Raw genomic sequence first — 10742 nt, forward strand, 5'->3', positions numbered from 1 at the left:
GAGCCACTCGCGGGCGGTCCAGGACGCGGCGCCGAGCGCCGCCTCCGCCGGGAGCCCCGCGCGCGCCAGCCACGCGGACTCCCCGGCGACCGTGCCGCACGGGAAGCTGTCCGTTCCGGCGAGGACGGTCACGCCCGCCTCGTGAGCGGCCCGTACGGTGCCGGGCAGCGCCTCCCACCCGTCGATCCAGAGGTCGCGGCGGACGCTCCGCTCCCGCGCGTACATGCCCGGGGCGCCCTCGGCGAAGACGCTCAGGGTGGGGATCAGCGCGGTGCCCTGCTCGGCCATCAGGTCGAGGAGTCCGGGATCCAGATGCATCCCGTGTTCCAGGCTGTCGGCCCCGGCCAGCACGGCGTTGCGGGTGCCGTCGGCCGTCTGGCAGTGCACGGCGACCTTGCCGCCCACCGCGTGCACGGCCCTGACCGTCTCGGTGAGCAGGTCCAGGGGCACGGCCGGTTCGTCCGACCGCCAGTCCCCGATCACCTTGCACCAGCCGGCCGCCGTCGCCTCCTCGACGGCGGCGGCGATGAGCCCCGCCTCCTCGACATCGCGGCCGTAACCGGGGAAGAACCGCCCCGGCGTCGCCAGCCAGCGCCCCGCCGAGCGCACCCGGGGCAGCTCCTCGTCGCGGTGCACCCAGTCCGGCATACGGGCCGCGGTTCCCGGAGTACGGACGAGCAGCACCCCCGCGTCGCGGTGCTCGGTGAGATGGCGGCGCAGCGTGGCGTCGTCGAACGGGGTGTCCGTCGTCTCCGTGCCGGGATGCGTGTGTACGTCGACCAGGCCGGGGAGCAACCAGCCGCCGTCGATGACGGGTTCGGCGTCCGCCACCGGCTCGGCGCGCAGCCGGTCCCCGTCGATCCAGAAGGACCGCTCCTCGCGTTCGGGAAGGACGGTTCCGCGAATCCGCAGCACCGGGGACGTGGAAGTTTCTCTAGGCACCTGCTAACTTTCCTTTGCATGTCAACGGTGAGGGTCCAGCGATGAATTCGCCGACGCCCACGGGCGACGAGCTTGTACGTGTACTGGCGACGCTGTCCAACCCGCACAGGCTGCGGGTCGTCGCCGCGCTCGCCGGCGGGCGCAACTACGTCAGCAGGCTGGCCCGCGAGTTGGGCATCAGCCGGGCACTTCTCCAGGTGCATCTGAAGAAGCTCGAAACGGCAGGTCTGGTCTCGTCGGAGATCGAGGTCTCGGACGACGGCAAAGCAATGAAGTTCTACGAGGTGAAGGCGTTCGCCGTGCACCTCACACCGGACCACATCGTCACCGCGGTCCGGACACTGACCGATGAGAAGGGGGAAGCGGGATGAACGATCACCAGTGGCAAGAGGTGATAGGCACGATCGGCATGTTCGCGCTGGTCCTGACGGTGGTGACACTCACGCTGCGGTACGTGTTCAACAGCCGCAGCGCCAAGGTGGCCGGCGCCAAGGACGACGTCTACCGCAAGCTGGCCGAAGCGGCACTCGAGGGCCAGCAGCGCACCGAGCGGCAACTCGGTGATCTGACGGAGCGCCTGACCGACCTCCAGGCCCGCACCGGCTCGCTGGAGCGGATTCTCAAGGAAGTCGAGTAGTCGAGTAGCCGAGTAGCCGAGTAGTCGAAGAGCGGAAACGAGCACCACACGGACCCCGGGCCGTCGAGCGGCAACTCGACGGCCCGGATGCGGAAAGCCGTACCACCTCGCCGTATCGGCGAGCTCCACAGGAACGACCCTCCAGAATGAAGGAGAGCAGCTCATGCTGCGCCGAATCAAGTCGGAACGCGCCGGACTCGTCGAGTCCGTCGCCGCCTGGTCCGCCGGACACCGCGCCGCCGCCATCTGCGGCTGGCTCCTGGTCGTCGTACTCGCCCTCATGTCCAGCGCCCTGTTCCCGGGTGAGCAGCGGGGCGCCACCGACCCGGGGGAGGCCGGTGTCGGCCAGGCGATGGTCGCCGCCGAGGGCGACGGGGACTCCATACGCGAGAACGTCATGATCCGCGCCGACGACCCCGCTGCCCGGCGGTCGGTCACCGAGGACCTGGTCGCCACCCTGGGCCGGACGAAGGGGGCGGCCGCCGACATCGGTTCGCCGCTCGGTCCGCATGGTGAACGCTGGGTCTCGAAGGACGGGCGGGCCGACCTCGTGACCTTCGAAGTGCCGGGCCCCGCGGCCGTGTACGAGGGACACAAGGCGGCCGTACTGGCCGCCGTCAGCGAGATACGGGACCGGCACCCCGCCGCCGAGATCGACCAGGCGGGCGACTCCAGCCTCTCCAGCGCGGTCAACGACGGCATCCAGGGCGACATGAAGAACGCCGAGAAGACGTCCCTGCCGCTCACCCTGATCATCCTGCTGATCGTCTTCGGATCGGTGGTCGCCGCCGGCGTTCCGCTGCTGCTCGCGGGGACCGCGGTCGCCGGGACCTTCGGGCTGCTCCAGACTCTCGGGCGCTGGGTGCCGTTCAACAGCGCGGCATCGGCGATCGTGCTGCTCATCGGGATGGCGGTCGGCATCGACTACTCGCTGTTCTACCTCCGCCGGGTACGCGAGGAGCGCGCGGCCGGACACCAGGTGCGCGAGGCGCTGCGCATCACCTCCCGTACGTCGGGGCACGCCGTGGTCGTCTCGGGGCTGACCGTGATGATCTGCCTGACCGGGCTGCTCTTCACGGGCGTGGACGTCTTCAAGGGGCTCACCCTGGGCACGGTGCTGGTGGTCGGCCTCGCGGTGCTGGGCTCGGTCACCGTACTGCCGGCCCTGCTGGCCACGTTGGGGGACCGCATCGACCGGATCAAGCTCCCCTGGCTCGGCCGGCGTCGCACGGCGGCCGGGAGTTCGCGCGCCTGGACGGCCGTCGCCGCCCAGGCCGTACGGCGGCCCGCGCTGATCGGCGCCGCGGCCGTCGTCCTGCTCGGCGCCCTGGCGATCCCCGCCTTCGGGATGCGGTTGCAGGACGCAGCACAGACCGAGAGCCTGCCGCACGGTGTCTCGGCGGCGGCGGACGCGGCGGTCCGGATGCAGGCCGAGTTCCCGGGCGTGCCGACGCCCGCGCGGGTCGTCGTCTCACAGGACACACCCGAGGTGCGGAAGGCCGTCGAGGGCCTGCACGCGCAGGCGGCGGCGAGCGGCGGTGACCTGGGCGAGCCGATCACGGCGGTGGCGGTGGGGAAGCTCCTGGAGGTACGGGTACCGCTGGCGGGACCCGGTACGGACGCCGTGTCCGTCCACGCACTGAAGACCCTGCGGGAGCGCGCGCTGCCCGCGACGGTGGGCAAGCTCGGCGGGGTCGAGGTCGCGGTGGCGGGGCGTACGGCCATGCCGTACGACTTCGCTCAGCGCATCAACGCCCGTACCCCCGCGGTGTTCGCCTTCGTGGCCGTGCTGGCCTTCCTGCTGCTGGTCCTCGCCTTCCGGTCGCCGGCCCTTCCGCTGGTGTCGATCGCGCTGAACCTGCTCTCGATCGGGGCGGCCTACGGAGTGCTCGTCATGATCTTCCAGGACGGCCGGCTGGAGTCGCTGCTCGGGTTCAACTCCTATGGCGGGGTGGTGAGTTGGCTGCCGCTCTTCATGTTCGTCATCCTCTTCGGACTGAGCATGGACTACCACATCTTCATCCTCGGCCGGATCCGCGAGCGGCGCGTGCCCGGCCTCGACACCACTGCTTCGCGCAAGGCGATCGTGGACGGCATCGGCGCCAGCGCGGGGGTTGTCACCAGCGCGGCCGTGATCATGGTCGGGGTCTTCTCGGTCTTCGTCTCGCTGTCGGCCATCGAGTACAAGATGCTCGGCACGGGCATGGCGATGGCGATCCTGATCGACGCGACCGTCGTGCGCGGTGTGCTGCTGCCGGCGGCGCTGGCCCTGCTCGGGGACCGCGCCTGGAACCTGCCGCGCCGGACGGCGCGGCCGGGGGGACGGGTGCGGGGCTGAGCGGGAGGAGCGGCGAAAACCCGTTGCGGCGGGGCCGGGATGCGTGATCACCATCGGGCCAGCAGTGTGATCAGTACGCGCGGTACGGGTTCCGGTGACGCGCCGTCAGCGGCACCCGCCCACGCACAACGAACGGAGTGGACGACATGGCTCAGCACAGTGTGGTGCCCGGTCTCTTCCCGCCGCCGGACTACGCGCACACGGCGGTCGTGCGTGCGGACCGGCGCCTGGCGTTCCTGGCCGGCGCCGTACCGCTCGACCCGGAAGGGGCCCTCGTCGGCCCCGGTGACTTCGTCGCCCAGACCGGCCAGGTCCTCACCAATCTGGACATCGCGCTGGAGGCCGTCGGATGCACGGCCGCCGATGTCGTCGCGACCACGGTGTACGTGGTCGCGACGGACCCGGCGGACCTGAGCCTCGTATGGGAGGTGGTCCGCGCGGGCGGCCTCACCCTCGGCCCGCACACCTCCACCCTGCTCGGCGTCTCCTGTCTCGGCTACCCGGGGCAGTTGGTCGAGATCACCGCCGTCGCCGAGGTCCCGGAAGCCGCCGAGGCCTCTTAGATCCCTTTGGCCTCTCAGCCTCCTTGGACCTCTCAGGCCCCTCGGGCCGCTGCCCGGGGGATATCCGCCCGCCGGGGGTGTACGCAGCACCCCTGGCGACTCGGGCCGTACGCCCAATGTGCCGGGGCCCCGTTCTCCGTAACTTCGTCGATGTGGCGCGGACCGCGTCGGGGGAGCATCGGAACGAGGGGACGGACGGACGATGTCGCGTCGTAAGGACAGGCGTACGGACGGGCGCACGGCCAGGACGGAACAGGGCAACAGGACGGAACAGGGCGACAGGACGGAACAGGGCGGCAGCCACGAGGCGCTGCGCCTGGTCGATGTCAGCAAGAGCTACGGAAGCGCGGACAGCGCCGTGACCGCGCTGGACGGGGTGACACTGAGCCTGCCCGCGGGCAGCTTCACCGCCGTCATGGGGCCTTCGGGCTCCGGCAAGTCCACCCTGCTCCAGTGCGCCGCCGGGCTCGACCGCCCCGACAGCGGGCTTGTCATGGTGGACGGCGTCGAGATGACGGGTGGCGGCGAGGCCGCGCTGACGAAGTTCCGGCGCCGCCGGGTCGGCTTCGTCTTCCAGCAGTACAACCTGCTGGACACACTGACCGTCACACAGAACACCACCCTCCCGCTGAAGCTGGCCGGGCGCCGCGTCGACCGGAACCGGACCCGCGAGATCCTCACCCAGGTCGGCCTCGGCGACCGCCTCGGCCACCTGCCCGACGAGCTGTCCGGCGGGCAGCGCCAGCGGGTCGCCATCGCCCGCGCGCTGGTCACCGAGCCCAGCGTGATCTTCGCCGACGAACCCACCGGCGCTCTCGACATCCGTAGCGCCAGGGACATCCTGGAGCTGCTGCGGGAGGCGGTACGGGTGCACGGCAGGACCGTGGTGATGGTGACGCACGACCCGGTCGCCGCCTCGTACGCCGACTCCGTGCAGTTCCTCGCCGACGGGCGGCTCGCCGGACGGCTGGACGCACCCACCGTGGACGCCGTCGCGGAACGCCTGGCGCACCTCGGCGACGCGGGGGCCGGCGCCGACGGGAGTTACGCCGATCGCGCCGGCCACCTCCCGTACGACCACTCCTTCGACCTTCCGATGGGGGCCTGACCACCATGTTCGCACTGGCCATGCGCTCCGTACGCAAGCGTCCCGGGCGTTCCGTCGCCACCCTGCTCGCCGCCTTCCTGGGCGCGACCATCACCATGACGTTCTTCTCGTTGCAGGACACGGCGGGCGCGCCGGCCACCGACGCCGTCAGTGCGGAGACGCTCAGCATCACAGCGGGCGTGGTCGGCGGATACGGCAGCCTGCTGGTGTTCTTCGCCATCGCGTCGACGCTGACGGTGAACGTACGGCAGCGCGGCGAGGAGATCGCCCTGCTGCGCCGCACCGGCGCCACCCCGGCGCAGCTCAAGCGGATGATCGTCGGCGAGGCCGCCGTGGTCGCCGTCGTCGCGACACTGCTGGCCGTCTGGCCCGCGATGCTGGGCGGCGAGGCGCTGTTGGGGGTGTTCCAGGATTCGGGACAGGTGGCCCACAGCGTGGACCATGTCTTCGGGCCCCTCGCGCTGTCGGCGGGCTTCTCGGTCACCCTGATCGCCTCGGCCGGCGCCGCGCTGCTCGCCGTACGCCGGGCGACGAAGGCGGCGGCGGGGTCGGCCGGGTCGGCGGGGGCGCCGCGCAACCGGCTGCGTAACACCGCCGGTTTCGCCGCTCTCCTCATCGGGGTGGGCGGGCTGGGTACCACCTTTGCGATCGACCCGGCCGCCCCGGCCCTGATGGCGGCGCCCACCTGGGGCGCCATCATGCTCTCGGTCGGCTTCGCGACCTTCTCCCCGTCGATCCTGCGAGGTCTGCTGGGCGTGCTCCGGTGGCCGATCACCATGGTGGCCGGGGCGAGCGGTTACCTGACCGTACGCAACATGCGCCGGCGCGCGACGCAGTTGGCCGGTGTCCTGATGCCGCTGATCCTGTTCACGGGGGTGGCGACGGCGACGCTCTACATCCAGGCCGTGGAGAGCGACGCGATCACGGCCTCGGGGATCGCCAAGTCAGTCGACGACAAGAACGTCGAGACGGTGAACCTCGTGGTCGTGGGCATCATCGTGGTGTTCTCCTGCATCATGCTCATCAACAGCCTGTACGCGGCGACCTCTTACCGGGGCCGGGAGTTCGGGCAGCAGCGGCTCGCCGGTGCCACCCCGAAGCAGGTGCTCGGCATGGTCGGCACCGAGGGCGTGCTGCTCACGCTGATCGGGGTGTTCTTCGGTACGGTCGCGGGGGCGGCGGGGCTGCTCGCCTTCACCGCGGTCCGCACGGATCAGGTCGTACCTGACCAGAGCCTGGCGGTGTGGATCGGGATCACGGCGGTCGGCGCGGCGGCGACGCTGCTCACCAGCCTGGGGACGGCCCGCCGGGTGCTGCGGGTGCCGGCCATTGTGGCGGTGGCCTGAGGGGTGTGCGGGTCGCACGGCGTCGGCCCGACTTGTTGTCCCGGCTCAGCCCGGCTCAGCCCGGCGGAGTTCCCGGAAGGGGGCTCGGCCGGGCTGAACGCATTCCGTCGAGGATGACCTGAAGATTGCGCTCCCACTGCTGAGGACCCGCCACCATCCCCAGGGTGTGGGGACCGGTCGAGGCGGCGGCCAGCAGGAACGCCACGTCCTGCCACGGCACATCCGTACGCATCGCCCCGGCGGCCTGCGCACGCTCGACCAAGTGCCGTATGCGCTGGCGCAGTTCGGCGAGCGAGCGGTCGAGGGCCGGCCCGCAGGCGCCGCCGAGCGCCTCCCCGATGCCGCAGCTCTCGGCGCGCAGCCGTACGTAGCCGACGGCGAAGTCGCTGAGCCCGGCCCAGGGATCGGGGGCTTCGAGCGCACGGTCCGCCAGGTCGGCGATCTCGGCGAGCACCTCGTGGAGTACGGCCTCCAGGAGCGCCTCGCGGGAGGCGACGCGGCGGTAGAAGGTGCCCACGCCCACCCCGGCCCTGCGCGCGATCTCGTGCGTGCCGACCTCGACGCCGATCTCGGCGACCGCGCCCCGGGCGGCGACCACCAGCCGTTCGACGTTGCGCCGGGCGTCCGCGCGGGGACGGTGTCCCGAGCCGTCGTCCAGCAGCCGGTCGACGGCGCTGCGGGGTGTGTTCATGGCGGCAAGCCTAACAACTAACTGGACACCCGATGTCCGCTTACCTAGACTCCCGAATCCAAGTGGACATGGACTGTCCGTTTAAATCCGCCAAGTCGAGGGGGCACAGGATGGCGTCACGTCCGAACGTGAAGAGGGTCGCGAGGAGGATCCCGAAGAGGATCAGGGTCGGCATCATCGGGGCGAGCCCGGACCGGGGCTGGGCGGCCCGTGCGCACATCCCCGCGCTGCTGGCCCTGCCGGACTACGAGATCACCGCCGTCGGGACCAGCCGCCCGGAGAGCGCCCGCGAGGCCGCCCGGCGCTTCGGCGCCGCACACGCCTTCACCGACGCGCGGCAGCTCGCCGAGCACCCCGATGTCGATCTGGTCGCCATCACCGTGAAGGTCCCGGCCCACGCCGAGTTGGCGGGCGCGGCGCTGGCCGCGGGCAAGCACGTCTACTGCGAGTGGCCGCTCGCCCGTACGACCGGGGAGGCCGAGGCGCTCGTGACGGCGGCCGGCAGCGGCGGCGTCCACCACACGATCGGACTCCAGGCGAGGTACAGCCCGGTGATCGGGTACGCGCGTGAGCTGATCGCCGACGGGTACGTGGGACGCGTCAACGCGGCGACGGTGTACGCGACACGCGGCAAGGGCGCGGGGAACCTGATCCCGGCCTGGGCCGCGTACACCGTCGACGAGACCAGCGGGGCCGGGCTGCTGGAGGTCGCGGGCGGCCACACCCTGGACGCCGTGGAACACCTCCTCGGCCCGATCACCGGCCTCTCGGCCACCCTGTCGGTCCAGCACCGGACCCTGGCGGTTACCGAGACCGGTGAACGCGTCGAGGCGACCAGCCCCGACCATCTCCTCCTTCAGGGGACGCTGGAGGGCGACGCCGTACTGTCCGCGCACCTCCACGACGCGAAGGTCACCGACGCCCGTACCCGGGTCGAGATCGCGGGCACCGAGGGCGACTTGGTGTTCGTCTCCACCGGGAGCGCCGGGGGCGCCGGCATCCAGATCGACGGGCTGCGGTTGCGGGGGTCCCGTACCCCGGACGGCCCCTGGCAGGACCTGCCGGTACCCGACCGCCACGGCTGGGTGCCCGAGGCGGCCGGGGCGACGGAGGCCGTCAACGTGGCGCGGTTCTACGCCCGGTTCGCCGACGACCTGCGTACCGGTGCCCGGAACACGCCGGACTTCGCGGCCGGGCTGCGGCTGCACCGGATGCTCGACGGGATCAGGCTGTCGGCGGCGACGGGTACCAGGCAGCCGGTGCCTCCCGTGGCATGATCACCGGGCCGGACGATCACCGGGCCGGACGATCACCGGGCCGGACGATCACCGGGCCGGACCGGGAGTCCGCCGGGACCAGGGAGAGCAGCGAGTGGGCGACGACGGGCAGATCATCACGGCGGAGCAGCTCCGCCAGGCCGGGCTGATCTGGGACTACCACCGGATGAAGTACGAACCGCGCCCGGTCGACCTGGCGATCGCCCTCGGCACCAACGATCTCCGGGTGGCCGACCACGCGGCGGAGCTGTACCACGCGGGCCTCTTCCCGACGCTGCTCTTCACCGGCGGCAACAGCCCCTCAACGGCGGCCCGCTTCCCCCGCGGCGAGGCGGTGCACTTCCGGGAGCGCGCACTCCAACTGGGCGTCCCCGACACGGCGATCCTGCTGGAGACCGAGGCGTCGAACACCGGCGAGAACATCGCCTTCTCACGCCGCGCCCTGACCGCCGCCGGCCTGGCGCCGAGGACGGTCCTGCTGGTGACCAAGCCCTACATGGAACGCCGCGCCTACGCCACGGCCCGCAAGCAGTGGCCCGAGGTCGAGGCGGTCCCCACCTCGGAGCCGGTGGGCTTCGAGGAGTATCTGACGAACTTCGGCGAGGAGAAGCTCGTCATCGACATGATCGTGGGCGACCTCCAGCGCCTGATCATCTACCCGGAACGCGGCTTCGCGGTGGAACAGCACGTCCCGGAGGACGTACGCGCGGCGTACAAGTCCCTGGTGGAAGCAGGCTTCGCCGGCCACCTCAGCAAACCCTGACCACCGCCCCGCTCGGCTCCAACCTCCCTCAGCGCCAAGGGATGTTGCGCCACGGGCTGCCCTCGGCCTCCGTAAGGAGGCGGTGGGCCACCACGTTCTGTTCGAAGTACGCGCCGTATTCCTCCTCGTCGAAGCGCAGCACCCTGCCCAGGGCGTACGCCGCCGAGAAGTCCTCCCACGAGGTGTAGGCCGACTTGCTCAGCGCGCCCGCGTACACGATGGCCTGCTCGGCCTCGTACTGGTCGCAGAAGCGGGCCGACAGGCCCCAGCGGGCCAGGTTCACCGCGCGGCCGTAGTCGTAGGCGACCGTGGTGGTGACCCTGCCGTCCGGGGGGAGCAGGCCGTCCGCGCGGAAGCGGGCCTCGTAGCGGATGATGCGGCGCACCAACTCCTCGATGTTCTTTACGGTTTCGGGATCGGCGCCGATGTCCTGGGCGTGGCCGGCCGCCGTCTCGCGCCAGAGTTCCGCCGACGGCAGTTCGTGGAGGCCGCCGCGCAGGCCCTCGCGTACGCGCAGCACGAACTCGGGTTCGGGAGGGCTGTTGCGCGCGTCCAGCAGGAAGTTCAACTGCCGCTGCCAGTCCTCGCGTCCGCCGATGCCCCAGGAGTCGCGGAGCGATTCGAGTTGGGAGGTGTAGTCGAGGAAGACCGTGCCGACCTCGTTCCACGGGACGCCGTTCGCCACCGCCAGATGTACTCCGCACGCCAGCCCGTATGCGAGCGGGCCGTGCAGTGCGCCGTGTCGCAGCGCGATCAGCCGGTTGCCTTCCGGGCGGTCGTTCTCCGCGTAGCAGCGCAGCCACAGCGCGCGGTGCTGGGGTGTCGTCGGCAGCAGGATCCGGGCGGGGGTACCGGGGTTGACCGACAGGAGCTGCTTCGGGTCCTTCCAGTGGAACTCGGCCACCCACTTGAGGCTGACCCCGTGGAAGACCCACTCGGGGTGCCACGGCGGCAGCATCCCCCGGGTGAGCACCGGCCGGCAGCTACGCCCCGCCTCGTCGCGGTGCGGGCGCCAGACCACCATGTCGGGCTGGGCGTCGACCTCCGCCCTGGGGGCGCCGATGTACAGCTCCGCCC

Annotated in this window: 11 protein-coding genes; 8 read left to right on the plus strand and 3 right to left on the minus strand. The window is 71.5% G+C overall.

Annotated elements, in window-relative coordinates:
• The coding region (locus QR77_RS27745; protein WP_236710835.1) for an amidohydrolase family protein at nucleotides 1–942 on the minus strand (942 nt) is incomplete at its 3' end.
• Nucleotides 943–983: 41 nt separating this feature from the next.
• On the opposite strand from QR77_RS27745, the gene QR77_RS27750 reads away from it, so the two are divergent.
• The 6 genes from QR77_RS27750 (at nucleotide 984) to QR77_RS27775 (ending at nucleotide 6934) form a co-directional block, all read left to right on the plus strand.
• Nucleotides 984–1313 carry an ArsR family transcriptional regulator gene (locus tag QR77_RS27750; protein WP_040024780.1) on the plus strand — a complete coding sequence of 110 codons (330 nt, stop codon included), beginning with the start codon at nucleotides 984–986 and terminating at the stop codon, nucleotides 1311–1313.
• Nucleotides 1310–1579, plus strand: a complete 270-nt coding sequence (locus tag QR77_RS27755) for a hypothetical protein (protein WP_040024781.1) — start codon at nucleotides 1310–1312, stop codon at nucleotides 1577–1579. The genes QR77_RS27750 and QR77_RS27755 overlap by 4 nt, the downstream gene beginning before the upstream one ends.
• A gap of 163 nt (nucleotides 1580–1742) precedes the next feature.
• A complete protein-coding gene (locus QR77_RS27760; protein ID WP_040024783.1) occupies nucleotides 1743–3917 on the plus strand; it encodes an MMPL family transporter in 2175 nt (724 codons plus the stop codon).
• A gap of 146 nt (nucleotides 3918–4063) precedes the next feature.
• Nucleotides 4064–4480 carry a RidA family protein gene (locus QR77_RS27765; protein WP_040028768.1) on the plus strand — a complete coding sequence of 139 codons (417 nt, stop codon included), beginning with the start codon at nucleotides 4064–4066 and terminating at the stop codon, nucleotides 4478–4480.
• Between the two features lie 202 nt (nucleotides 4481–4682).
• Complete coding sequence (locus QR77_RS27770; protein WP_078877216.1) at nucleotides 4683–5588, plus strand: ABC transporter ATP-binding protein; 906 nt, start codon at nucleotides 4683–4685, stop codon at nucleotides 5586–5588.
• Between the two features lie 5 nt (nucleotides 5589–5593).
• The gene (locus QR77_RS27775; RefSeq protein ID WP_040024784.1) at nucleotides 5594–6934 is read left to right on the plus strand and encodes an FtsX-like permease family protein; all 1341 of its coding nucleotides are present in this window, start codon (nucleotides 5594–5596) and stop codon (nucleotides 6932–6934) included.
• Nucleotides 6935–6989: 55 nt separating this feature from the next.
• Here the strand turns inward: QR77_RS27775 and QR77_RS27780 are convergent, their stop codons facing one another.
• Nucleotides 6990–7625, minus strand: a complete 636-nt coding sequence (locus QR77_RS27780) for a TetR/AcrR family transcriptional regulator (RefSeq protein WP_052489104.1) — start codon at nucleotides 7623–7625, stop codon at nucleotides 6990–6992.
• Nucleotides 7626–7735: 110 nt separating this feature from the next.
• Between QR77_RS27780 and QR77_RS27785 the strand changes: the two genes are divergently transcribed.
• Nucleotides 7736–8902, plus strand: a complete 1167-nt coding sequence (locus tag QR77_RS27785) for a Gfo/Idh/MocA family oxidoreductase (RefSeq protein ID WP_063798091.1) — start codon at nucleotides 7736–7738, stop codon at nucleotides 8900–8902.
• Nucleotides 8903–8996: 94 nt separating this feature from the next.
• Nucleotides 8997–9665: a YdcF family protein gene (locus QR77_RS27790; protein WP_040024785.1), complete on the plus strand. Its 669-nt coding sequence runs from the start codon at nucleotides 8997–8999 to the stop codon at nucleotides 9663–9665.
• 28 nt (nucleotides 9666–9693) lie between these two features.
• On the opposite strand, the gene QR77_RS27795 is transcribed toward QR77_RS27790, so the two are convergent.
• On the minus strand, nucleotides 9694–10742 hold a 1049-nt coding region (locus tag QR77_RS27795; protein WP_040024786.1), incomplete at its 5' end, for a DUF1266 domain-containing protein.

Source organism: Streptomyces sp. 150FB, from assembly GCF_000818195.1.
Classification (GTDB): domain Bacteria; phylum Actinomycetota; class Actinomycetes; order Streptomycetales; family Streptomycetaceae; genus Streptomyces.